Origin of the sequence: Streptacidiphilus sp. EB129, from assembly GCF_041262645.1 — a bacterium.
GTDB lineage: Bacteria > Actinomycetota > Actinomycetes > Streptomycetales > Streptomycetaceae > Streptacidiphilus.
This window is the reverse complement of the sequence record NZ_JBGCCS010000032.1, coordinates 67,960-91,577: the sequence shown is the minus strand read 5'-3', so window position 1 is coordinate 91,577 and position 23,618 is coordinate 67,960. Positions and strand designations below refer to the sequence as shown.

The 23,618-nt window shown below is 71.9% G+C and carries 21 protein-coding genes; 7 read left to right on the top strand and 14 right to left on the bottom strand.

Going from position 1 to position 23,618, the window contains the following annotated elements; all coding sequences use genetic code 11:
* Positions 1 to 433: 433 nt before the first annotated feature.
* The 5 genes from ABH925_RS29795 to ABH925_RS29775 all read right to left on the bottom strand — a co-directional run bounded on the left by ABH925_RS29795 (position 434) and on the right by ABH925_RS29775 (position 5,960).
* On the bottom strand, positions 434 to 1,531 hold the full coding sequence (locus ABH925_RS29795; RefSeq protein ID WP_370152897.1) for a low specificity L-threonine aldolase: 1,098 nt from the start codon (positions 1,529 to 1,531) through the stop codon (positions 434 to 436).
* Positions 1,528 to 2,286, bottom strand: a complete 759-nt coding sequence (locus tag ABH925_RS29790; RefSeq protein WP_370152890.1) for an SDR family NAD(P)-dependent oxidoreductase — start codon at positions 2,284 to 2,286, stop codon at positions 1,528 to 1,530. The genes ABH925_RS29795 and ABH925_RS29790 overlap by 4 nt, the downstream gene beginning before the upstream one ends.
* Positions 2,283 to 3,686 carry a DUF6421 family protein gene (locus ABH925_RS29785; RefSeq protein ID WP_370152888.1) on the bottom strand — a complete coding sequence of 468 codons (1,404 nt, stop codon included), beginning with the start codon at positions 3,684 to 3,686 and terminating at the stop codon, positions 2,283 to 2,285. Before ABH925_RS29785 ends, ABH925_RS29790 begins: the two co-directional genes overlap by 4 nt.
* Before the next feature lie 310 nt (positions 3,687 to 3,996).
* The gene (locus ABH925_RS29780; RefSeq protein WP_370152886.1) at positions 3,997 to 4,749 is read right to left on the bottom strand and encodes a polysaccharide deacetylase family protein; all 753 of its coding nucleotides are present in this window, start codon (positions 4,747 to 4,749) and stop codon (positions 3,997 to 3,999) included.
* Complete coding sequence (locus ABH925_RS29775) at positions 4,746 to 5,960, bottom strand: glycosyltransferase (protein ID WP_370152884.1); 1,215 nt, start codon at positions 5,958 to 5,960, stop codon at positions 4,746 to 4,748. The genes ABH925_RS29780 and ABH925_RS29775 overlap by 4 nt, the downstream gene beginning before the upstream one ends.
* Before the next feature lie 421 nt (positions 5,961 to 6,381).
* Here ABH925_RS29775 and ABH925_RS29770 point away from each other — a divergent pair, with 421 nt between their 5' ends.
* The 3 genes from ABH925_RS29770 (at position 6,382) to ABH925_RS29760 (ending at position 9,409) form a co-directional block, all read left to right on the top strand.
* Positions 6,382 to 7,026 carry a DUF5134 domain-containing protein gene (locus tag ABH925_RS29770; RefSeq protein ID WP_370152882.1) on the top strand — a complete coding sequence of 215 codons (645 nt, stop codon included), beginning with the start codon at positions 6,382 to 6,384 and terminating at the stop codon, positions 7,024 to 7,026.
* 198 nt (positions 7,027 to 7,224) lie between these two features.
* Positions 7,225 to 8,178, top strand: a complete 954-nt coding sequence (locus ABH925_RS29765) for a M56 family metallopeptidase (protein WP_370152880.1) — start codon at positions 7,225 to 7,227, stop codon at positions 8,176 to 8,178.
* Between the two features lie 316 nt (positions 8,179 to 8,494).
* Positions 8,495 to 9,409 (top strand): DMT family transporter, encoded by a 915-nt coding sequence (locus ABH925_RS29760; RefSeq protein ID WP_370152878.1) that lies wholly within the window; start codon positions 8,495 to 8,497, stop codon positions 9,407 to 9,409.
* Between the two features lie 141 nt (positions 9,410 to 9,550).
* Here the strand turns inward: ABH925_RS29760 and ABH925_RS29755 are convergent, their stop codons facing one another.
* Positions 9,551 to 10,813: an MFS transporter gene (locus tag ABH925_RS29755; protein WP_370152876.1), complete on the bottom strand. Its 1,263-nt coding sequence runs from the start codon at positions 10,811 to 10,813 to the stop codon at positions 9,551 to 9,553.
* A gap of 5 nt (positions 10,814 to 10,818) precedes the next feature.
* Entirely contained in the window at positions 10,819 to 11,580 is a 762-nt protein-coding gene (locus tag ABH925_RS29750; RefSeq protein WP_370152874.1) for a winged helix-turn-helix domain-containing protein, read from the bottom strand.
* A 263-nt stretch (positions 11,581 to 11,843) separates the two neighbouring features.
* Between ABH925_RS29750 and ABH925_RS29745 the strand changes: the two genes are divergently transcribed.
* Positions 11,844 to 12,428: a TetR/AcrR family transcriptional regulator gene (locus tag ABH925_RS29745; protein ID WP_370152872.1), complete on the top strand. Its 585-nt coding sequence runs from the start codon at positions 11,844 to 11,846 to the stop codon at positions 12,426 to 12,428.
* On the opposite strand, the gene ABH925_RS29740 is transcribed toward ABH925_RS29745, so the two are convergent.
* Positions 12,408 to 13,274 carry a helix-turn-helix domain-containing protein gene (locus tag ABH925_RS29740; RefSeq protein WP_370152869.1) on the bottom strand — a complete coding sequence of 289 codons (867 nt, stop codon included), beginning with the start codon at positions 13,272 to 13,274 and terminating at the stop codon, positions 12,408 to 12,410. The two genes, ABH925_RS29745 and ABH925_RS29740, sit on opposite strands and share 21 nt — an antisense overlap.
* A gap of 414 nt (positions 13,275 to 13,688) precedes the next feature.
* Between ABH925_RS29740 and ABH925_RS29735 the strand changes: the two genes are divergently transcribed.
* The gene (locus tag ABH925_RS29735) at positions 13,689 to 14,258 is read left to right on the top strand and encodes an ATP-binding protein (RefSeq protein WP_370152868.1); all 570 of its coding nucleotides are present in this window, start codon (positions 13,689 to 13,691) and stop codon (positions 14,256 to 14,258) included.
* Positions 14,259 to 14,488: 230 nt separating this feature from the next.
* Here ABH925_RS29735 and ABH925_RS29730 read toward each other — a convergent pair whose 3' ends face one another.
* On the bottom strand, positions 14,489 to 14,731 hold the full coding sequence (locus ABH925_RS29730; protein WP_370152866.1) for a DUF397 domain-containing protein: 243 nt from the start codon (positions 14,729 to 14,731) through the stop codon (positions 14,489 to 14,491).
* Positions 14,732 to 15,222: 491 nt separating this feature from the next.
* Between ABH925_RS29730 and ABH925_RS29725 the strand changes: the two genes are divergently transcribed.
* Together ABH925_RS29725 and ABH925_RS29720 are read left to right on the top strand one after the other, a co-directional pair.
* The gene (locus tag ABH925_RS29725; protein WP_370152865.1) at positions 15,223 to 16,362 is read left to right on the top strand and encodes a sirohydrochlorin chelatase; all 1,140 of its coding nucleotides are present in this window, start codon (positions 15,223 to 15,225) and stop codon (positions 16,360 to 16,362) included.
* Between the two features lie 221 nt (positions 16,363 to 16,583).
* Positions 16,584 to 17,165: a Uma2 family endonuclease gene (locus ABH925_RS29720; protein WP_370152863.1), complete on the top strand. Its 582-nt coding sequence runs from the start codon at positions 16,584 to 16,586 to the stop codon at positions 17,163 to 17,165.
* Positions 17,166 to 17,205: 40 nt separating this feature from the next.
* Here the strand turns inward: ABH925_RS29720 and ABH925_RS29715 are convergent, their stop codons facing one another.
* From ABH925_RS29715 to ABH925_RS29695, 5 genes are all read right to left on the bottom strand, one after another.
* Complete coding sequence (locus ABH925_RS29715) at positions 17,206 to 18,231, bottom strand: LacI family DNA-binding transcriptional regulator (protein WP_370152861.1); 1,026 nt, start codon at positions 18,229 to 18,231, stop codon at positions 17,206 to 17,208.
* 72 nt (positions 18,232 to 18,303) lie between these two features.
* Positions 18,304 to 19,533: an MFS transporter gene (locus ABH925_RS29710; protein ID WP_370152859.1), complete on the bottom strand. Its 1,230-nt coding sequence runs from the start codon at positions 19,531 to 19,533 to the stop codon at positions 18,304 to 18,306.
* Between the two features lie 183 nt (positions 19,534 to 19,716).
* The gene (locus ABH925_RS29705) at positions 19,717 to 20,775 is read right to left on the bottom strand and encodes a LacI family DNA-binding transcriptional regulator (protein ID WP_370152857.1); all 1,059 of its coding nucleotides are present in this window, start codon (positions 20,773 to 20,775) and stop codon (positions 19,717 to 19,719) included.
* 1 nt (position 20,776) lies between these two features.
* Complete coding sequence (locus tag ABH925_RS29700; RefSeq protein ID WP_370152855.1) at positions 20,777 to 22,540, bottom strand: glycoside hydrolase family 13 protein; 1,764 nt, start codon at positions 22,538 to 22,540, stop codon at positions 20,777 to 20,779.
* A 70-nt stretch (positions 22,541 to 22,610) separates the two neighbouring features.
* Positions 22,611 to 23,561 (bottom strand): sugar ABC transporter permease, encoded by a 951-nt coding sequence (locus tag ABH925_RS29695; RefSeq protein WP_370152896.1) that lies wholly within the window; start codon positions 23,559 to 23,561, stop codon positions 22,611 to 22,613.
* Positions 23,562 to 23,618: the final 57 nt, after the last annotated feature.

Genomic DNA, 23,618 nt, shown 5'->3' with positions numbered 1-23,618 from the left:
ATCTGGCGTTGACTTTTGGCACGCTGTTGAGTTCTCAAGGAGCGGACGCTTCCTTCGAGACCGTTTCACCGGCCCCTCCGGGCGCTTCCTTCGTTCACCACTCTATCAGACGCTTTCCGGTCCGATTTCCGTCTTCCCGCGCCGTTTCCGGCCCGTTCCGACGAGTGAAACTCTAGCGGAATTTCTCGGTGCCAGCCAATTCCGCCGCATTCCCCAAAAGAAGGCATGGCAAAACAGAGCCATGCGATCTGATTCAGGGGATGGCCGCCACCGCGCTCCGCAGGGCAACCCGGAGGACACTACGCGGCCACCCCGGCAAGGTCAAATCGAGGCGAGCAGGGCCCTGCGGCAGTGCGCAGACAAGGAGGCCCGGCGCTCGCACCGTGAGGGGTGGTGCGGGTGCCGGGCCTCGGTCACTGCGAGAGAGGGCCGCTCAGCGCTTGCCCATCTCCTCGGCGATGGCCGCCGCGAAGGCGTCGATATCGGCCTCGGAGGTGTCGAAGGACGCCATCCAGCGGACCTCGCCGGTGTGCTCGTTCCAGAAGTAGAAGCGGTAACGCTTCTGCAGGCGCTCGCTCACCTCGCGCGGCAGCAGCGCGAACACCGCGTTGGCCTGCACCGGGCGAACGATCTCGACGCCGTCGATGTCACGGACGGCCGCCGCCAGCCGGAGCGCCATCGCGTTGGCGTGGCCGGCGTTGCGCAGCCACAGGTCACCGCTGAGCAGCGCTTCGAACTGCACCGAGATGAAGCGCATCTTGGAGGCGAGCTGCATGGACATCTTGCGCAGGAAGGGGATGTCCTTCACCGCGTCCGGGTTGAGCACGACCACACACTCACCCAGCAGCAGTCCGTTCTTGGTGCCGCCAAAGGAGAGCAGGTCCACGCCGACGTCCGTGGTGAAGGCCCGGAACGGCAGCTTGAGCGTCGCGGCCGCGTTGGCCAGCCGGGAGCCGTCGACGTGCACGAGCATCCCGCGCTCGTGCGCGTGCTCGCAGATGGCCCGGATCTCGTCGGGGGTGTAGCAGGTGCCCAGCTCGGTGCTCTGGGCGATCGAGACGGCCAGGGGCTGTGCGCGGTGCTCGTCGCCCCAGCCCCACGCCTGCCGGTCGATCAGCTCGGGGGTGAGCTTGCCGTCCGGCGTGGGGACGGTGAGCAGCTTGATCCCGGCCATCTTCTCCGGGGCGCCGCACTCGTCCACGTTGATGTGCGCCGTCTCGGCGGCGACGGCCGCGCCCCAGCGCGGCAGCAGCGCCTGGAGCGCGACGACGTTGGCGCCGGTGCCGTTGAACACCGGGAAGGCCTGGGCCCGCTCGCCGAAGTGGCGGCGGAAGACCTCCTGCAGGTGGTGGGTGTAGTCGTCCTCGCCGTAGGAGATCTGGTGGCCGCCGTTGGCGACAGCCAGGGCGGCCAGGATCTCCGGGTGCACACCGGCGTAGTTGTCGCTGGCGAAGCCCCGGACGGCGGGGTCGTGCCGGCGCACGGCGTCGGTGCTGACCACCGCGTTGTCGGCGGCGGGCTGGGGGGTCATCGCGGCGTCAGCCACAGGTGCTGTCCATTCAGTTCTGCTGCGGGTCGGTTCCACAGGTCGGTGATGGTCTGGGCGAGGTCGGCGACGTCGGTGAAGCCGGCGAACTTGGCGTTGGGCTTGGCCTCCCGCATCTGCTGCGTGACCAGGGCCTTGATGACCAGGATGACAGCCGCCGCGTGCTGCGGCTGCTCCGCTGCGGCGCTGACGCTGCGGAAGGAGTCGGCGAGCGCGAGCGTCCAGGCCTCGGCGGCGGCCTTGGCCCCGGCGTAGGCGGCGTTGCCCGCGGTGGGCTTGGCCGCGCCGGCGGCGGAGACGACGGCGACGCGCGCATTGGGGCTGCGCAGCAGGGCGTCGTGGAAGCCGAGCGTGGTGTGCTGGAGGGTGCGGACCAGCTGGTCGTGCAGGAAGTCCCAGTCGGAGAGCTGGATGTCGGTGAACTTCTTGCTTCCGCGCCAGCCGCCGACCAGGTGGACCAGGCCGTCCACGCTGCCGTGCTCGGCCTCGACGTGGTCGGACCAGTCGTGTGCGGCCTGCGGGTCGAGCAGGTCCAGGACCTGGCCGACCACGGTGGCGCCGGGGACGGCGCGGCGGGTTGCGTCGAGGAGGGCGTCCAGGCGGCGCGGGTCGGTGCCGGCGCAGGCCACCGTGGCGCCGGCGGCGGCGAGGCTGCGCACGGTGGCGTGGCCGGCCGCGCCGGTGGCGCCGGCCACGGCGACCACCCGGCCGTTGAGCGGGCGGGGGATGCCGGCGATCACGCTGCGCTCCTGAGCTCGCTGGTGCCGGTGATCCCGGTGGTGGAGGCGATGACCCCGGAGAGCTTCTTGGACAGGGCCTCGAAGAACATGCTCAGCGGGAACTCGTCGGGCAGCACCGCGTCGCACAGCGCCTTGTTCAGGGACTTGCCCTCGCCGGTGAGCGGCAGCGCGTCGGGGCCCTTGGCCCAGACCGAGGCGGGGTGCGGGGAGAGGTAGCGCGAGACCAGCTCGTAGGCGGCGATCCAGTGGGCCGTCTTGGGGCGGTCGATGCCGTCGCGGTAGAGGGTCTCGATCTCCGTGCAGAGATCGGTGGTGACCGTGGTGGCGCGGTCCCAGTCGATCGTGAGCCGGTTGTCGGTCCAGCGCAGCGCATCGTGCTTGTGCAGGTAGGAGAAGAGCAGCTGCCCGCCGAGGCCGTCGTAGTTGCGGACCCGGTCACCGCTGACCGGGAAGCGGAACATCCGGTCGAAGAGGATCGCGTACTGAACGTTGCGGCCCTGCTCGTAGCCCTCGGCCTGCAGCTGTACGGCGGCCTTGAAGGCGGTGAGGTCGCAGCGGAGCTCCTCCAGCCCGTACATCCAGAACGGGCTGCGCTGCTTGATCATGAACGGGTCGAACGGCAGGTCGCCATGGCTGTGGGTGCGGTCGTGGATCAGGTCCCAGAGCACGAAGGTCTCCTGGGAGAGCTTCTGGTCCTGCAGCAGCACGGCCGCGTCGGCGGGAATGTCCAGGCCGAGGGTGGCGACGGCGGCGGTGCTGACCGAGCGGAACCGGGCGGCCTCGCGGTCGCAGAAGATACCGCCCCAGGTGAAGCGCTCGGGCGCCTCGCGGACCGCGACGGTCTCCGGGAAGAGCACGGCGGAGTTGGTGTCGTAGCCCGAGGTGAAGTCGATGAAGGTGATCGGCACGAACATGGGGTTGTCGAAGCGGGTGCGCTCCAGCTCGGCCAGCCAGTCCGGCCAGACCACGGTGAGCAGCACGGCCTCGAGGTTGCGGTCCGGGTTGCCGTTCTGCGTGTACATCGGGAAGAGCACCAGGTGCAGCAGGCCGTCCTGGCGGTTCGCGGCCGGCTGGAAGGCCAGCAGCGAGTCCAGGAAGTCCGGGACGGCGTAGCCGGACGACGCCCAGCGGCCGAGGTCGGTGATCACGGCGTCGAGGTAGGCGGCGTCGTGCGGGAACTGCGGCGCGAGCACGCGCACGGCCGCGGTGATGGAGGACACCAGTGCGTCGGCTTCGTCGCGGGTCGCGGCACCTCTGGCGTTGAGGTCGATCGACCCGTCCTTGGACTGGAGCGGGCGCAGTGCTTCGACCGCGTCCTTGAGCTCCTTCCAGGCAGGGCTGGCAGCGATCTCTGGAGTCGCGCTGTCTGCAGAAGGAAGCGTGGGCGAGAGATTTTGCATGTCTGGCCTGCCTATACAGAAGGAACTGTTGCTAAGACACCGTATATACAGAAGGTTCTCCCGTTCAAGGCCGCCGAGGGAGACTTCTGTGTTTGTCCGCTTATCTGACACCTTCTCCCGATTGGCCGGTCGGCGCACGCCGCCCATGAACGCGCCGGAGGCCGCACCGTCAGTGACGGTGCGGCCTCTTGGTTGTGCGGCCTCTTGGTTGTGCGGCGTCTTGGTTGTGCGGCGTCCTGATCGTGCGGCGTCCTGATCGTGCGACGTCCTGGTGTCTGCTGTCCTACGGGCTCGCTCGGGGTGACCGGGGTCAGCTGATGCCGTGGTCGGCGAGGGGGCCCAGCTTCCAGCCGCGCTCCTCGCAGTGGTCCAGCAGCCTTGGCAGTGCGCTCAGCGTCGCGGTCCAGGAGGCCGGCGCCGAGGTGCAGTCGGAGTCGTGCAGCAGGATCGTCCCGCCGCCGTCGAGGTTGCCGGTGACCGTGTCATAGACCGAGCTGCCGGTGGCGCCGGCGCGCCAGTCCAGGCCCCAGCTGGTCCACAGCACCGGCGTCATGTCGAGCCGGCGCGCTGTACGCAGCGCCGAGGTGGTGGCGATGCCGTACGGCGGGCGGTACCAGCGCGGGGACACGCCGGTGGCCGAGGCGACCAGGTCGCGGGCCCGGCTCAGGTCGTCCCGGGTCTGCGCCGGGGTCCGCAGCACCATCGGGCGGTGCAGGTAGCCGTGCACGGCCACCTCGTGGCCGGCCGCCGCGATCTCCCGGCCCAGGCCGGGGTCGCGCTCCAGCATGAAGCCGAGCAGGAAGAAGGTCGCCTTCACCCCTCGGTGCTCCAGCACCTTGAGGAAGCGCGGCGTGGACAGCGGGTCGGGTCCGTCGTCGAAGGTCAGCGCCACGTGCCCGGGGTCGCCCACCCCGCCGAAGCGGGGGAACAGCCGACGGCGCAGCGGCTCCAGCGGCTGGATGGAGGTGACGGCGGGCGCCGCGTGGGCGAGCGCCAGACCTCCGGCGACCACGGCGGCGGCCTTCACCGCACCGCGAGCGCCGATGCCCAGGACAGGACTCAACGGACTGACTCCATCTCCACGACGGGTACGGGACCGGCGACCGCCACGGCGGGGACCGGGACCTGGTGGGTGGCGAGGTGGCCGAGGCCCGCGCTGTCCAGCAGGGTGCGGACCGCGTCGGCACCGGGCAGGGCGGCGGCACGGGCCCGGGTGGAACCGCCGTACACCGCGTCGGCGAGCGCCTCGGCGAGCTCGCCGGGCTGCTTCACCCAGCGTGCCACGCCCGCCTCGTCCAGCGCGGCCGCGTTGGTCAGGCCGTGGCCGGGGATGGACCGGTAGGTGACCACCGGGAGCCCGCTCGCGACGGCCTCCTGCACGGTCATCCCGCCGGCGTTCTGCACCAGCACGTCCGCCGCGTGCATCAGGCTCGGCATGTCCGAGACCCAGCCGTAGGCGTGCCGGACACCGGCGGCCAGCAGGCGCTCGCGCAGCGACTCGTTGCGCCCGCAGACCACCAGGCAGGTGATGCCGGGGTCGGCCGCCTCGATGTCGGCCACGGTGCGCTCGATCTCACCGGCGCCCCAGGAACCGCCGACCAGCAGCGCCAGCCGGGCCTCCTGCGGCAGGCTCCAGCGGGCCCGGGCGGCGTAGCGGGCGCGGGGGGTGACCGGGGTGAAGCGGCGGTCGACCAGCGGGGCGACCACCGAGACGCCGGAGCAGCCGACCTCGCGGGCCTGCGCGGCCGGGACCGGGTTGACCGCCAGGTGGGCGTCCACGTCCGGCGAGGCCCAGAGCCGGTGCACCGAGAAGTCGGTCAGGTAGGTGTGCACGGGGGTCCGGACCTGGCCGCGGCGCCGCAGCCGGCCCAGGACCTGGCTGGCGAGCGGGTAGGTGGAGACCACGATGCGGGTGTCGTCGGCGGAGACCACGGCGCGCATCCGGCGGCCGGCCAGCGCGGTGAACAGGCTGGCCTGCATGCTCATCATGCGCTCGTTGTCCATGCCGCCGTAGAGCAGCTTCCAGGTCCAGGGGGCCCGCTCCAGCATCTTGTGGTACGAGCCGACCAGGACACGTCCGGCCGGGCCGGGCAGCAGGTCCAGGAAGTCGTGCCGGTCCACGACGACGCCGGCCTCTTCCAGCCGCGCGGCCAGTTCCTCGGCGACGGCGTCGTGCCCGGCTCCGACGCTGGCGGAGACGATCACGGCACGCGGCGGGGTGGGGAGCTGCGTGGCGGAACGGCGCTGCATCGGGAGGCGGATCAGTCGGCCCATGGTGAGGTCTCGTCCTTGCGCTTGGTCGCTTGGCCACCGAGGTGTCGCGGTCCTGCACTGCGTACCTGGTGACTCGGGCCGATCCAACGTAACGAGAGGCGCAGCCTGGGAAGACACTCGGAGGGATGAAACAGGGCGGCCGGGAATGTAGTCCAGCTGGGGCAGTCTCCGCCCGATGTACTCCAACGGGAGTACATGCGTCCTCGGGGGTCGGCCGTGCAGACGATGCGGCCGCCGGCCCGGATCCCGGCGATCCGCTTCCCGGGTTCCCCCGGTCCCGATGGCCGGGATCCGCACGGCCCGGCTCCGGCGGCGCGGACCGCGGCGCGCGTGTGCGCCCCCTGTCGCGCCCTGTGGCTCCCGCGCCCCCGCCGCCATCATGGGGTGAAGCACCGGTGACCGTCAGTAGGGGGGAGCCCGGATGCAAGGTCCTGCCGTGGTGGGGTGGCTGCTGACGGTACTGATGGGAGCGACCGGGCTCTACTGTCTGGCCCGGCTGCTGCGACGCCGGGCCCCGCGCCAGGAGCGGGGTCTGGACGCCTCGGAGGCGCTCAAGGGACTGGGCATGGCCGCGATGGCGCTGCCGTACGGGCTGGGCCGGGCCGTGCCGGTGCCGCTGTGGCTGGCGCTGTTCGGGGCGGCCGCACTCTGGTCGCTGGCCTCCGGGACGCGCGGGGCGCACCGGGGGCATCACCTCTACCACGGGGTCGGGCATGCGGCGATGGTGTACATGGCACTCGCGATGGCCGGCCGGAGCGGCGGACCGTCCGGGATGATCGGGATGTCGGGGATGACCGGAGCGAACGGGATGACCGGCACCGCCGCCGGGGTACCGCTGCTGACCGGTGCGCTGCTGGTCTTCTTCGGCGGCTACGCCCTGGTCGGCGGGCTGCGCCTGGCCGGCGGGACCGGAGGCCGGAGCAGCTGGGGCGGCACGGCCGCTGCCGCTGGTACGGCGCGGGGGACGGGGTCCGTGGTCGGGCGACTGCTGGGCGCCCCGGAACTCCCCCAGGCCTGCCGGATGACGCTCGGGCTGGGGATGTTCACCATGCTGCTGGCGCTCTGACCGCCCTCCGGCCGCGCTCCTGCTCTCCGCTGACCCCTCTGACTGCCCGTGACCCCTCTGGCTGCGCGCGCTCGGGCCCCGGGCCGTGGCGTCCGTCACGCCGGCGGGAAACCTCTGCCGCCGATGCGTGACGGCGCGTAGGTTGGGGCTGCACGCACTGTGGCGTGCGGCACCCTCCTGGTCACGGAGGTATCCCCTGTGAGTGCTCTGCCGGCCCTGCTGCTGCTGTGCCTGCTGCTCGCCGTTCTCGGCCCCCGGCTGCTGGCTCGCGCCCGCTGGTCCGAGCGCGAGCCGGTGCTGGCGCTCTGGGCGTGGCAGTGCCTGGTGGTCGCGGTGCTGCTCTGCTTCGGGCTGGCGCTGCTGCTCACCGCTGCCGCCGCCTGGCCGCAGGCCCGGGCGCTGCTGTTCACCGGTGCCCCGCCCGGGGTCGAGGACGCCTACGGCTTCGGGCTTGCCCGGCCCTGGGCCGTCGCGGGCGCGTTCCTGCTGGCGGTCGGTGGCGTCAGGACGGCCCTGGCGCTGGCCATCGAGGTCCGCTCGGCGCGTGCGCTGCGGCGCCGTCGGGAGCGCGAGCTGTCGCGGCAGGCGCCCGAGCTGCCCCCGGACCTGCTCGGCGGCCGCCGGCTGGAAGGGGGCGAGCGCCTGGTGGTGCTGGAGAACGCCCAGCCGCGGGCCTGGTCGGTACTCGGCCCCAGCACCCGGATGGTGGTGACCACCGGTGCGCTGCACCGGCTCAGCGACCGCGAGCTCGCGGCGGTGCTGGCCCACGAGCGCGGCCACGTCCAGGCCAGGCACCACTGGCTGCTGCACTGCGCCGAGGCGCTCAACAACGGCTTCCCCGGTGCCAGGATCTTCCACCTGTTCCGGGAACAGGTGGGACACCTGGTCGAGCTCGCGGCCGACGACAGCGCGGCCCGCCGGCACGGACGCCTCGCCACCGCCGTGGCCCTGGTGGAGCTCAACACCGCCATGGGCCCCGCACCGACCTGCCCCTCCGCCCTGGCCGAGATACCGGGCCGGGTGGACCGGCTGCTGTCCGGCACGCCCCGGCTCCCGGTCTCCCGGCGGCTGCGGCTCACCGTCGCCGCGCTCGCCGCCGTGAGCGCGCCGCTGGCGCTCGCCGTCGCCCCGGGACTGCGCGCGCTGTTCTGACGCCCCGCTGCTCTGACGCCCCGCTGCTCTGACGCCCCGCTGTTCTGACGCCCCGCTGCGCTGACACCCCCGGCCACAGCCGTCCCCAGCGGACGACCCATGGCTGCGGACGCCCCATGAGCACCACCCGTCCCAGGGCCGAACAGATATCGGTTGACGCTCAGGCCTTTCTCAGTCGACCGCTGTACGCTCTGCGGGAACGGCCTGTGTTCGACCCGTCCGACGGGAGGCGCCGCGGATGACGCGCGGCGCGGACGGCGCGGGCAGGCGCGGTGCGCAACACATACGGGCTGGTCCGGACGTTGGGTGAGCACAGGTGACGGTCTTTCTTCTGGGTGTGGGCGCGGCCTGCCTGCTGGGCCTGGGATTCGTTCTGCAGCAGCATTCCGCACAGCGTGCGCCACGGTCCGAGATCCTCTCCTACCGGTTGCTGCTGACACTGATGCACAAGCGCGAGTGGCTGCTCGGGGTGCTGTTCATGGTCGGCGGCCAGGTGCTGAGCGCCATGGCGCTGTCCGAGGGACGCGTCTCACTCGTTGAGCCGCTGCTGGCCACCAATCTGCTCTTCGCGATGGGCCTGGCCCGCCGGATCACCAAACAGAGCCTGGGCCGGAGCGGCTGGGGCGGGGTCGCGCTGCTGGGCGTCGGGGTGACCGTCTTCATCGTCAGCGGGGAGCCGACCGGCGGCGGGACCGAGGCCGGAGTGCTGCGGCACTGGCTGGTGTTCGGCGTGGTCGCCGGGGTGGCACTGCTGCTCGTCTCCATCGCCAGACGGCTGCCGCTGTTCGAGGAGGCGACCCTGCTGGCACTGGCCGCGGGTCTGCTCTACGGACTCCAGGACGCGCTGACCCGGATAGCCGGGCAGCACTTCAACCACGGCGGCATCGACCTGCTGCTGCGCAGCTGGCAGACCTACGCGGTGGTCGCCATCGGGGTGATCGGGCTGATCCTGGTCCAGAGCGCGTTCGAGTCGGCGCCGCTGAAGATGTCCCTGCCCGCGCTCACAGCGGCGCAGCCGCTGGCCGGCATCGCCTGCGGGGTCGGCTTCCTCGGCGACCAGTTGCGGGTGACCCCGGCCGCGCTGGCCTGGGAGGCGCTGGGCCTGGCCTGCATCGTGCTGGGCGTCGTCGTGATCGGGCGGCATCCGGCGATGCCGAACACCTGCATCGAGGCGACCGTCCGCGCCGCCCAGCGCGAGGCCGCCGGCCAGCGCGCCGCGCTCCGGCCCTAGCGTCCGCGCGCTCGTCGTTCAGCCGCTCACCCGTTCGAGCGCTCGCCCCCTTCGATCGGCCCCCGACGGCTCCGGCCGCCCACCCGTCCCACCGGCCGCCTCTGCCACGGGCACCCGTGCCACCGGCCACCCGTGCTGCAGTCAGCTGCCCAGGGCTGCCCCTGGCCGATCCGCAGGATCCGGCTCCGGGCCCGGCTCGGCGTCGGCGGTGGCGGCCTCCGGCGCGGGAGCCCGCTGCTCCCGGCGGGTGGCCAGGTAGCCGCCGCCCAGGGCCATGAGCGCGGCCATCCCCGCCAGCATCAGCCGGAAGTCCACGACGGCGAGCAGCGCGGCGCCGGCGCCGATCGCGGCCGCCTGCGGTGCGGAGATCAGCACGTTCAGGGCGGTGTCGGCGCGGCCCATCAGCTCCGGCGGGGTGTTCTGCTGCATGACGGTCATCAGGCCCACGATGACCCACGGCAGGCTGACCCCGATCAGGACCACCGCCGGTACCGCGGTGAACAGGCTGGGCAGGGTCAGCAACAGGAAGGCGACGGCCGCGGCGGCCAGCCCCAGCGCGACCAGCCGCCCGGCGCCGGTCCGTCGCAGCACCGCCGCCGCGACCAGGCCTCCGGCCACCCCGCCGATGCCCTGCGCCGAGAAGAGCAGGCCCAGGAATCCGGGCGGGCGGTGCAGTCCCTGGCCGACCACCGCGAACATCACGGTCTCGGAGCAGCCGAAGGCGACCACCGCGAGCACCGTGGCGAACACCAGCTGGCGCAGCACCGGCACGGCGACGATGTGCCGGACCCCCGCCGTCAGCTGCCGCCCCAGCGGCTCCCGGGACCGCTCGGCGACCTTCTCGTCGACCCGCATCAGGGACAGCAGCAGGACGCCGGCCAGGAAGGTGGCCACATCCCCGAGCACCAGCGGGGCTATCCCGAAGGCGGTGAGCAGTCCGGCGCCCAGCAGCGGCGCGACCAGGCGCAGGCCCTGCAGCAGCGTCTGCTGCAGGCCGTTGGCCGCGCCGAGCTGCTCGGCCGGCACCATGGCCTGCATCAGCGCGGTCTCCGCCGAGCCGATCAGTCCGGACAGGAAGCCGTAGCCGGCCAGCACGGCGTAGCAGATCCACAGGTCGGAGCGGCCGTGCACCAGCAGCAGCGGCAGCACCAGCACGGCAGTGGCCAGGTTGAGGCAGATCAGCAACGGGCGGCGGCGGACCCGGTCCACCACCAGCCCGGCCGCCGGAGAGCACATCGTGCCGACGATCACCGCGAAGAACGCCAGCCCGGCGGCGGAGGAGGAGCCCGTGAGCAGCTTGATCCAGATGCCGATGGCGATCCAGAGCGAACTGTCGCCGAGCGTGGACAGGACCTGCCCGGCTATGAAGAGCCGGACCGTGCGCTGGGTGAGGAGCTCTCTCATGGCGGTCACTGCTCCGTGGCTCGGGGGACGTCGACCCGGGTGGCATCGGCGCGGGTCGCGTCGGCGCGGGTCGCGTCGGCTCGGGTGGCGTCGTACGGAAAGGTGAACTGGATGAGCTCGACCGGGACGCTCCCGGCGGGCCGCAGCGCGGCGTTCTCCAGGCGGTCGTGGTAGCGGGTCAGCAGCGTGAGCATCTCGGCCTGGAACGCCTCCGCCTCGTCGGGCGTCAGGTACATCACGGTCTCGGAGGCGCCGGTGAGGGCCCGCCACTCCGCCGGGAAGCCCGCGCGCCGGGTGGCGATGCCGTCGAGCCGCCGCAGCCAGGTCTCCCAGAGCAGCGCCGACAGGGCGTCCGACGCGTGCCGGCTCTCCGGCCGGTCCGGCCCGTCGGCGCCGTCCGCCGCACCCTCCGCATCGTCGGCCCCGTCGCCGTCCCCCTCACCGCTCCCGGCGGCGGCCTCGTCGAAGACGAAGCCGATGTGCCGCAGCTGCCAGGGCCGACGCCGCCCGGCGCCGCCGCCGGCCTCCTCGACGAAGCCGTACTTGGCGAGAGTGCGCAGGTGGAAGGCGCAGTTGGTGGGCGACTCGCCGACGATCGCGGCGGCCTCGGTGGCGGTCAGCGTGCCCCGGAGGCCGAGCGCCTCGATCAGGGCGAGGCGGGTGGGATGGGCCACGGCACGCATGGCCTTCGGGTCGGTCAGGCGTCGGGGCGCACGCCTCGGCGCCTCGGCGGAGCTCTCATCGGAGCCCTCGTCTCGAAAGATCACGCTCGAAACAGTACGCTCGAAAGACTTGGCTCGAAAGAGTTCGCCTTAACGAGGCGGGTGGGCCGAACCGTCCTGTGTCCCGAGCCGGCTTCGCCGATCCCCCGCGTCGGCGAAACCGCCCGGGCGGCGTGCGCCGGCCGCCGACCGTATATTGGCCTGCAGCCAACAAACGCAGGAGCACCATGTCACCTCGACGCGCGTCAGTCAACGAGGCCATGCGGGCACGGTCGCGGGCGCGCATCATGCAGGCCACCGTTGAGCTCGTGGACGAACGAGGCTTCCGCGGCACGACTCTCGGCGACATCGCCGAGCGGGCCGGGCTGGCACGGGGGCTGGTCTCGTACTACTTCCCCGGGAAGCGGGTCCTGCTGCAGTCGGCCACGCACCGGCTGATGCGGATCACCCTGGCGGCGGCGCTGGAACTGCTGGACGACGCGGACAGTCCCGATCTGTGGCTGGCCACCTCGATCGACACGGTGCTGTCCCTGGCACTGAACCGGCCGACCCTGATGCGCACCCATCTGGCGCTGATCCTGGCCCCCAACAGCAGCGGCGGCGGGTTCATCCAGGACGAGGAGCAGCAGCGCTTCGGAGAGCTGCTGCGCGGGGTGCTGCGGCGGCGCGCGGCGCCGGACCCGGTCGCGGAGCACGCACTGCTGCGCAGCGCGCTCATGGGCGCCTGTATGGGTCTGCTGCTGCCCGGCGCGGAGTCCTCGCCGATGCTGATCCGGGCGGACCTCTTCGCCCGCTACGGGCTGGACACCGCCCTGGGACCGGGCATCCCCGAGCGCCCGGCACATCCTGACGCCCCCTCGGTCGGGAGCGGGTCAGAGCTCCTTGAGGAGTGAACCGAGCAACTCCACGCTGCTCTCCGGAGTCTGACTGTCGACGCTGAGCCGTTCCATCACCTGGACGTACTGGTCCACGTCGTCGCGCTTGTCGAGATAGAGGGCGCTGGTGAGCTGCTCCAGGTAGACCACGTCGGGCAGGTCCTGCTCCGGGAAGCGCAGGATGGTGAACGCGCCGCTCTCGGCGGCGTGGCCGCCGAACCGGAACGGCATCACCTGGACCACCACGTTGGACATCTCCGCGGCGTCGATCAGCCGCTGGATCTGCATCTTCATCACCGCCGGCCCGCCGACCGGGCGGCGCAGCGCGGCCTCGTCGATGACCGCCCAGAGCCGGGGCCCGTCGCCGTCCGCGATCAGCTTCTGACGGCGCATCCGGACGTTGATCCGGCGGTCGACCTCGCCCAGGTCCATGTGCGGGCGGTTCAGCAGCATGATGGCGCGGGCGTAGTCCTCGGTCTGCAGCAGGCCGGGGATGAACTGCACCTGATAGGTGCGGATCAGCGCGGCGGCCTCCTCCAGGCCGACGTAGGTCTGGAACCAGTTGGGCATGGCGTCGCTGAAACTGTGCCACCAGCCGGCCTGGTTGGCCTCGCGGACCAGGGTGAGCAGGGCGGCGCGTTCGGTCTCGTCGTCCACGCCGTACAGGCTGAGAAGATCCGTCACGTCCCGCTCCTTGAAGCTGACGCGGCCGAGTTCCATGCGGCTGATCTTCGATTCGGAGGCCCGGATGGTGTAGCCCGCGTCTTCGCGGCTGATGCCCTTTGCCTCACGGAGTCGGCGCAACTGGGAGCCGAGGAGGATGCGGCGCACCATCGAGCCGCTCCCCGGCTGAACTGTGGTCATTCCGTTGGACCTCCACCCGGTGAAATCAGCGCACAGTCTGCCACTGTCCGGTGGCGAAGGGTGCCCAAACGGACAGGTCGGTGTCAAGAAGTCGGACAGAGCGCCGGCCCCGCCTCCGGCGAGCAACCATGAGACTACTCCCTGCAAATGAATCTGCACGTGCATATGCCGTCTTCGCACTTGCACGTGAATCCACTCTTGCATCTGACGTATGCGGAGAGGACCATGATGCACGTGCACCTGCACACCCACTGGCAGTCCTGCGGGGAGTCCGCTCCCCCCTCACGCCACGTCGAGCTCCCGCCTCGCGAACCCTTCGCGGACGAGGCGGCCTCAGGCGTAGCGCGCGGCGTCCCGTCAGGAGCAGCTTCAGCAGCGACGGCTGCGACAGCGCCCTTATGGGAGGAGCTCTTCATGGGCCTGAGCCCGGCACTGGCCGCGGACCCGGACGTGGTCAGTTGTGCGCTCGCCCCTCGGCATGAGTCGGTACGCACCGCGCGCGAGTTCACCAAGCTGACCCTGAACCGCTGGGAGCTCGGTGGCCTCTTCGACGACATCGCGCTGGTGGCAAGCGAGTTGGTCACCAACGCGCTGCGGCACGCACTTGCCTCGGTGGCCCTGCCCGAGCAGCGGACCAGCCCCTGGGGCCGACGCGGAGAGCGGACCGCCGAGCGGCAGAGCCCGATCGGGCACCAGTTGGACGGTGGCGCTGACGCAGCGTCACCACTCATACGTCTGAGCCTGGTTCGGCGCTCCCCCCAGGTGGTCTGCGCGGTGAGCGACCCCAGCGCCAACGGCCCGGTGGCCCGGGAGGCCGACTGGGTCGCCGAGTCCGGCCGGGGACTGCACCTGGTGGACTCGTTCAGCCAGTCCTGGGGCTGGCACCCGGTGTCCGCCGGCAAGGTGGTCTGGGCCCTGTTCGAACTACCGGGGGGGGCAGTCGCACTGCCCGAGGGGGAAGAACGGCGGCATGGCACGCGCTGAGCGCGTCCCATGCCGCCGTTGGCAGCTCTCCACGGAACTCCGAACCCCGGAACTCCGAACCCTGGAACTCCGAACCCTGGAGACGTGGATCAGGACCCCACGTCCGCACCGAGTACCGGTTCCCGGAGTTTCACGTCCCCTCAGGGCCCCGGACCGGGGCCGTGCGTCACGCAGGCGGTCCGGTCCCGCCGAGGACGGGCGGGTGGCCGGCCGCGGGCCGCACGGGCCGGTCAGCCCTGCTCCGCCAGATGATCGAACTCGCCCTTCTTCACCCCGTCGAACAGCGCGGCAATCTCGGCCCGGGTATAGATGAGCGCGGGCCCCTCCGGGAAGCGCGAGTTGCGCACCGCCACGTCGCCGTCCGCGAGCCGGGCCAACTCCACGCAGTCGCCCTGGGAGTTGCTCAGCCGGCTCTTCTGCCAGACCACCCCGTCGATCTCCGTGGCGGCCATGCCGTTGTACATGCGACGCATTGGTGTCTCCCGGATGTGCGAGCTGCGCGAGATGGGGCAGAGAGGCGCCTCACTGCACGTGATGATAATGCCAGTGCAGCTGCACGTGCAGGCGCTTATGCGTGTGCACATGCGTTCACCCCATGTGACAACTCGCGCTCCGCACTCCTGAGTTGACGGACCGAAAGGGACAAACCACTCCTGCCCCGTCGCTCTCGGCAACGAAAGCGGTGCAGCCTGCGCCGGATTCACCCCAAGATCAACGGCTTGGAGTTTCATCGTGACCCACAGTCAGTAACCACATGCATCACGCACTTATGTGACGCTGCTCACCAGCATCAGGTTTCACTACCGCGAAATATCGTCCACGGACGAGTTCCTGTGAACTTTTGGTGAATCAAACGGACATAGTTCGCGATTTGCTGCCGAATGGCGGTGGAGTGTGACGGGTTCGGGGACAAAGCGGGTGCCCGACTGCCGCTTACCGTACGTATGACCTACGATCGTCCGACATGAGCTCTGCCGCCCCCTCCAGCACCCCGCTCCCCGTCCGCACACCGGGCGCGCGGTCGCGCGGCCGACACCGTCGGCCCGAACTCCCCCAGCTGCCCGTGGACGCCCCCGCGCTGCTCCTCGCCGTACCCGGTGAGGCAAGTGCTGCGGCCCAGCAGACCGCCGACGAGCTGGTCTCACTGATCCGCGCCGAGCAGCCGGGCATCGACGTCCATGCCGCGTACCTCGCGTCCGCGACCGGACCGGTCGACGCCGGATCAGCCGGCACCGATACGGTCGAAGCCGAAGCGGCCGACAATGAGGCGGTCGCCGGTGACGCCACCGGCGGGGCGGTGGCGGACGGCACCGCGCTCGACGGTACGGCGTTCGACGGCACCGCGCTCGACGGCGATGTGCTCGGTAGCGATGTGCTCGGCGGTGCCGCGCTGCTCGGTGGCGCCGTCGACGGTGGGGTCGACGGCGTGGCGGTGGGCACCGTGGCGGAGGAGCTGCCGGTCTTCGGCTTCTTCGGGGAGTCCGTGCCGCGCGAGCCGGCCACGCTGGCCGGGCTGCTGGGCGAGGCCCACGCGGCCGGGCGGCCCGCACCGATCGTGGTGCCGCTGGTCCCCGGCACCGATGCCGTGCTGGAGCGGGTACTGGAGGACATCTCGGCCACGCTCGGCGAGATCAGGGTCACCGAACCGCTCGGCCCGCACCCGCTGCTGGCCGAGGCGCTGCACGTCCGGCTGTCCGAGGCCGGCCTGGCCCGCGCCGACCGGGCCCGGCTGTTCGCCGTCAACACCGCCGCCGACGGCATCGTGCTGGTCGTCACCGGCGGGATCGACTCGCTGCAGCGGGCCGAGGTCACCGGTGTCCTGCTGGCGGCACGCCTGGCCGTACCGGTGGTCGCCGCCGCACTCGACCAGCCCGGATCGGTCGCCGCCGCGGTGGCGCACCTGCGCGCGACCGGTTGCGCGCAGCCCGCGCTCGCGCCCTGCCTGATCGGCCCCGAGGCCGACGCCGACCTGCTGAAGGCGGTGGCCCACGAGACCGACTGCCCCGCCTCCGAGGTCCTCGGCGCCTACCCCACCATCGCCCGCCTGGCCCTGGGCCACTACCTCGGCGCCCTCGGCATCGACCAGGACCCGACGCAGACCTGACCCACGTCGGAGCAGCAGCCCAGCCGGCAGACCCATGCCCGGCTCGGGGCGCCGGCCGGTGCGCCCCGAGCCGGGCGTGGGTCTGCCGCGCACCCCATGCACTATCGTCGAAACCGGAGCAGCGGCGCACTCCCGCTTGTCACTGAGCGCGCCCATCACTGGACCAGCGTCCAGCAGACGTCAGGAACCCTCACGAGGCAGACAGGCGAAGGAGACCAGTCGTGACCGCGATCTCGGATCGTCCCCAGATGCTGCCCCAGGAGTTCGAGGAGTTCGCGCGTCTCGCTGCCCGCTCGGCCGAGGGTGTGCGCCTGGAGTTCATCAACGGCAAGCTGGGGGTCAAGTCCGTGCCCGACGGCGATCACGGCCGAATCATCCAGTGGCTGACGCGGATCTGCATCCAGACACGCCCTGACCTCTGGCTGCACGATCAGGGGCTCCTGGTCCAGACCTACCGCAGTGGCCATGCCCGCCCGGACGGAGTGCTCGCCCCGAGCGAGGCGTTCGTGGGCCAGGGTGACTGGGCAGGCACCGATGAGGTGCTCATGGTCGTGGAGGTCACGTCGTACGACTCCGACACCGACCAGCGCGACCGCGTCGAGAAGCCCCGTGCCTACGCCGAGACGGGTATCCCCGTCTACCTGCTGATCGACCGCGACAGCGGAGTGGTCACCGTGCACGGCGAGCCCGACGGCATCCGCTACGAGACCACGCAGACCGTGCCGTTCGGCAAGGCCGTCGTCCTCCCCGCACCGATCGGCATCACCCTGGACACCGAGCCGCTCAAGGACTGGACCCGCTGACCTGCCCCTCGCCCGGCCGACCGCCAGGTCCAAAGCCAGGTCAGGGGCGGGGGCGGGCGGCTGCGGTGGAGCCGCGGACGACCAGCTCGGGCTGGAAGACGAACTCGCCGCGCTGGGCCGGGTTGCCGCCGATCTCCTCCAGCAGCACATTGACCGCGGCGGAGCCCATGGCCTCGACCGGCTGACGGATCGTCGTCAGCGGCGGGTCGGCGAAGGCGATCAGCGGCGAGTCGTCGAAGCCGACCACCGACACGTCCCCGGGGACCGACAGGCCCCGGGCGCGGGCCCCGCGGATCGCGCCGAAGGCCATCAGGTCACTGCCGCAGACGATCGCGGTGCAGCCCCGGTCGAGCAGCGCGCCGGCCGCGGCCTGGCCGCCCTCGACGCTGAACAGCGAGTGCTGCACCAGTCCCGCCGCCTCGGCGCCGCTCAGGCCCAGCTGGGACTTCAGCACCTCGGCGAAGCCCTCCAGCTTCCGCTCCACCGGCACGAACCGGGCCGGGCCGACGGCCAGGCCGATCCGCTCGTGGCCGAGACCCACCAGGTGCTGGACCGCCATCCGCATCGCCGCGCGGTCGTCCGGGGAGATGAACGGTGCGCTGATCTTCGGGCTGTACCCGTTGATCATGACGAACGGGACGCCCTTGCCGGTGAGCTTGGCGTAGCGCTCCATGTCGGCGGTGGTGTCGGCGTGCAGCCCCGAGATGAAGACGATGCCGGTCACGCCGCGCTCCACCAGCAGCTCGACCAGCTCGTCCTCGGTCGAGCCGCCGGGAGTCTGGGTGCAGAGCACCGGGGTGTAGCCGTAGCGGGTCAGCACCTGCTCGATGACCTGGGTGAACGCCGGGAAGATGGGGTTGCTCAGCTCCGGCGTGATCAGACCGATCAGCCCGGCGCTGCGCTGCCGCAGCCGGGTCGGGCGCTCGTAGCCGAGCACGTCCAGGGCGGCCAGCACCGTCTGCCTGGTGGTGGCCGAGACCCCCGGCTTCCCGTTCAGCACGCGGGAGACGGTGGCCTCGCTCACCTTCGCCTGGGCCGCGATGTCCGCCAGCCGCGCCGTGTTCAAATCCGGTGTCTCCACTCGGTCCGGTGCCGGGGGCCGTCCCCGGTAGCTGCAGTACCCCTACAGCATCGCAGCTTATTGCACCTGGACGAACTCTCCTGACGGTTCGAAAGGTTCGATCGGCGCGGGGGCCAGCCGACGGCGGCCGAGCAGGGTGAGCAGCAGGGCCGTGGCGCCCATCGCGACCGGGATGCGGAAGCCCGCCCCGGCCCCGAGGTGCTGCACGGCCCAGCCGCCGGCCGCAGCACCGGCCGAGACCCCCAGCAGCAGGCCGGTGACGGCCCAGCTGAAGCCCTCGGTGAGCTGTCCGGACGGGACGCACTCCCGTACCAGGGCCATGCTGGTGACCAGGGTCGGGGCGGTGGCGAGACCGGCGACCAGCAGCGACCCCGCCAGCACCGGCAGGCTGCCGACGAAGGGCAGCGGTGCCAGCGTGACGGTCATCGCCAGCAGGCACAGCGGGAGCCGGCGGGCCGGACTGCTCCTCGGCTTCCACGTGCCGAAGGCGAATCCGGCCACGCCGGAGCCCAGGGCGTAGCAGGAGAGGACCAGGCTGGCGGCGGCCTTGTGGTGGTGGGCGTCGGCGAAGCCGATGGTGGTGATCTCCATGACCCCGAACACCCCGCCCGTGGCGAGCAGCACCAGCACCAGCACCCGCAGGGCGGTGGAGCGCAGCGCGGAACCCTGCCGCGCTCCCGGTCCGGGCGCCTGGACCGGCGGTTCGGTGCGCCGCTGCGCGCAGAACAGCAGCACCCCGCCGAGCAGGACCAGAGTGCCCGTCAGGTACCCGGCGGACGGGAAGAGACCAGTGGCCAGGCCGGTCGCGACGATCGGACCGAGGATGAAGGTGAGCTCCTCAAGCACCGATTCCAACGCGTAGGCGCTGTGCAGGGCATCCTCGTCGCCCTGGTACAGCACCGACCAGCGGGCCCGGGAGCAGGCGCCAACGTTGGGCCCGAGGCCGCTCAGCGCCGCCGTGGGGAACAGGGTCCAGGTCGGTGCGTGCAGCTGCAGGCAGAGGACCTCGGCGAGCCCGCCGCCGGTCGCCACCAGCACGGCGGGGATCCCGACGCGGGCCTGCCCGTACCGGTCCACCAGCCGGGACAGTTGCGGTCCGGCGGCGGCGACGACCGCGAGCACGGTGGCTCCCAGCGCCCCGGCCAGCGCGTAGGAGTGGTGCGCTCCGGTGATCATGAACACCGCCGCGACCCCGATCATCCCGATCGGAAAGCGCGCCACCAGCCCGGCCAGGACGAAGGCGGCGGCGCCGGGGGCGTCGAAGATGCGGCGGTAGCTGGAGAACACCTGGCTCCTGGCGGGTCGTGGTGAGGCATGGCAGGTCGGGCGGCTGACAGCAGCTCAGCGGACGAGCGGGAGTGCGGCTCCCTGCATACCGGGGTCGGCCGCCGGGCGCACTGCATTAACGACCGGCGTGGAGGCCGCCCGGCCCTTGCCCGCCCTCCGTCGGCCTCCCGTCACCCGTGCTGTTCAGGACGTGCGTGGTCGCGGTGCTCCGCCGGTCGAGCCGCGGACCACGAGCTCCGGTTGGAACACGAACTCGGCGCGGTGCATGGCGTTGCCGTTGATCTCCTCCAGCAGTGCGTCGACCGCGGCCGCGCCCATCGCCTCGACCGGCTGCCGGATCGTCGTCAACGGCGGGTCGGCGAAGGCGATCAGCGGCGAGTCGTCGAAGCCGACCACCGACACGTCCCCCGGGACGGAGAGGCCGCGCTGCCGGACGGCGCGGATCACGCCGAAGGCCATCAGGTCACTGCCGCAGACGATCGCGGTGCAGCCGGAGTCCAGCAGCGCCCCGGTGGCGGCGTGGCCGCCCTCGACGCTGAACAGGGTGTGCTGGATCAGGGACGAGGTCTCCGCCTCGGACTGGCCCAGCAGCTCACGGCAGGCGGCCGCGAACCCCTCCAGCTTGCGCAGCACCGGCACGAACCGGCGCTGGCCCAGGGCCAGTCCGATCCGCTCGTGCCCGAGCTCGACCAGGTGCTGCACCGCCATCCGCATCGCGGCGCGGTCGTCCGGCGAGACGAACGGTGCGGAGATCCCCTCGCTGTAGCCGTTGATCAGCACGAACGGCACCCCGCGGCCGGCCAGCCGGGCGTAGCGCTCCATGTCGGCGGTGGTGTCGGCGTGCAGCCCCGAGACGAAGACGATGCCGGTGACCCCGCGCTCCACCAGCATGTCCACGAGTTCGTCCTCGGTGGAGCCGCCCGGGGTCTGTGTGCACAGCAGCGGGGTGTAGCCGTGCCGGGTCAGCACCTGCTCGATCACCTGGGCCAGCGCCGGGAAGATCGGGTTGTTGAGCTCCGGGGTGATCAGTCCGATCAGTCCGGCGCTGCGCTGCCGCAGCCGCACCGGCCGGTCGTAGCCGAGCACGTCCAGGGCCGCCAGCACCGACTGGCGGGTCGTCGGCGAGACCCCCGGCCTGCCGTTGAACACCCGGGAGACGGTGGCCTCGCTGACGCCCGCCTGGGCCGCGATGTCGGCCAGCCGGGCCGTCGGCACGGCGGCCGCCGAGGTTGGTGACGTCATGTCAGCAGTCCCACCAGACGGTGGTGTCCCCCGGGAGGTCGACCCACTCCCCAGCGCCGGCGGTCCCGAATGCCCCGGCGATCCCGGCGGTCGCAGCCACCGTGACCGGGCCGGAGGCCAGCAGCAGCCGGCCCGGGGCGGGGATCCGCACCGTCTCGGTCGTGGTGTTCACGGTGCAGCCGAACACTCCGTCAGCGGCCGTGCGCCGGAAGGCGAGCACGCCAGCCGGGGCGTCGTCCCAGTCGACCGAGTCGCCGCCACCCAGGGCCGGGTGCTCGCGGCGCACGGCGAGGGCGCCGCGGTAGAGCTCCAGGGTGGAGTTGCGGTCACCGGTCTGCGCCTCGACGCTGAGCTTGGCCCACTCGGCCGGCTGCGGCAGCCAGCTCGGCCCGCCCGCGACCGGCCCGAACCCGTACGGGGCCTCGGTACCGGACCAGGGCAGCGGCACCCGGCAGCCGTCGCGCATGCCCTCCTGCCCCTCGGCCTCGCCGCCCTCGGAGCCGCCGCCCTCGGAGCCGCCGCCCTTCGCCCGGGTGAACGCCGGGTCCTGGCGGACCGCGTCCGGCAGGTCGAGGACCTCGGGCAGGCCCAGTTCCTCACCCTGGTAGACGTAGGCGGAGCCGGGCAGGGCCAGCATCAGCAGGGTCGCGGCGCGGGCGCGGCGCAGGTCCTGCTCCCGGTCGACGCCGCTGCCGAGCCGGGTGAGGTGGCGCACCACGTCGTGGTTGGACAGCACCCAGGTGGCCGGGGCGCCGACCGGGCGCATCGCGTCCAGGGTCAGCCCGACCACCTCGCGCAGCGCCTCGGCGTCCCAGGCGGTGCCCAGGTACTGGAAGTTGAAGGCCTGGTGCAGCTCGTCCGGGCGCAGGTAGCGGGCGGTGCGCAGCACGGTCGGGGTCCACGCCTCGGCGACGGCGATGCGGCGGGTCCGCGGGTCGGTGCCGTACTCGTCGAGGATCCGGCGCCAGTCGCGGTAGATCTCGTGCACGCCGTCCTGGTCGAAGAACGGCAGCACCTCGTTGCCCAGCAGCCGCAGCTGGTCGTGGACGCCCAGGTCGGGCAGCCCGGCGGCCTTCACCAGACCGTGCGCGACGTCGATGCGGAAGCCGTCCACGCCGAGGTCCAGCCACATCCGCAGGATCGACCGGAACTCGTCGGCGACGGCGCGGTTGTCCCAGTCGAAGTCGGGCTGCTCGGGGGCGAACAGGTGCAGGTACCACTCCCCCGGGGTGCCGTCCGGGTTGACCGTGCGGGTCCAGGCGGGGCCGCCGAAGATGGACTCCCAGTCGTTGGGCGGCAGTTCACCCGACTCGCCCTTGCCGGGGCGGAAGTGGAACCGGCCGCGCAGCGGCGATCCCGGACCCTCCCGGAGCGCCTGGCGGAACCAGGGGTGCTCGCTGGAGGCGTGGTTGGGGACGATGTCGACGATGACCCGCAGGCCGAGCCGGTGCGCGTCGGCGACCAGGCGTTCGGCGTCGGCGAGGTCGCCGAACATCGGGTCGACCAGCCGGTAGTCGGAGACGTCGTAGCCGGCGTCGGCCTGCGGGGAGGCGTAGAACGGCGACAGCCAGACCGCGTCGACGCCCAGGTCCCGTAGGTACGGCAGCCGGTCGCGCACCCCTTCGAGGTCGCCCATCCCGTCGCCGTTCGCGTCGGCGAAGCTGCGCGGGTAGACCTGGTAGATCACCGCGTCGCGCCACCAGCCGGTTCTGCTCCCGGAGTCGGACGCGGGAACGGTCGCAACGGCGGAGTGCTGGGTGGTCATGGGATCCTTCGGGTCTCAGGAGACGGGCAGCTGGCGAGTCGGCGGGGGCGGGCGGGTCGGCCCGGGCAGGTCAACCCTTGGTTCCGCCGGCGGTGAGGCCGCTCACCAGGTGCTTCTGAACAAGGTAGAAGACGACTCCGGCCGGTACGGCGATCAGCACGGCGCTCGCGGCCATGTAGTTCCACTGCGAGTTGAACTGGCTGATGTAGGTCTTCAGGCCCACCGCGAGCGTGTACTTGTCGGAGGAGAGCATGAACCCGGAGGCGAAGGCGACCTCGCCCCAGGCGGTCAGGAAGGTGTAGAAGGCGGCCACCGACAGGCCCGGCCGGGACAGCGGGATGATCAGTCGCCAGAAGGTGCCGAACGGGGAGAGCCCGTCGATCCGGCCGGCCTCGTCGATCTCCACCGGCACCGTGTCGAAGTACCCCTTCAGCAGCCAGGCGCAGTACGGGACGGCGACCGAACAGTAGGCCAGGATCAGCCCCTGGTAGGTGTCCAGCAGGTTGAGGGCGGCCATCATCCGGTAGAGCGGGACCAGCAGCACCGCGACCGGGAACATCTGGGTGAGCAGGAAGGTGTACATCAGCGGCCGGTGGCCGGGGAAGCGCATCCGGGAGACCGCGTAGCCGGCGCTGGCCGCGATCAGCACCCCGACCAGCATCGTGCCGAGCGAGACGATCAGCGAGTTCAGCATCCACTGCCCGAACTCGGTGTGCTCGATGACGAAGCTGTAGTTGGACAGCGAGGCGGTGTGCAGGATCCGGCCCGGGTGCAGGTAGTCGTCCTCGCCGGGGCCCAGCGAGATGAACACGATCCAGGCGACCGGCAGGGCCGCGACCAGCGCGGCCAGCGAGACCAGGCTGTGCAGCCCGACCGAGGCGGCCCGGCCGCGCTCGCCGCGCCGCAGCGGCCGGCGGCGGCCGCCGCCGTGACCCTCCGCGCTCGCGGGGGCGGTGCTCTTGGGGATGGCCGTGTCGTCCGTGGTCGCCGAGGTGGTCATGGTGCTGCTCGTGGTGCTCATGCTGGCCGTGCTCGACGTCGACGCGTTCGCGGTCGTCATGGGGTCGGCTCCTGCGGT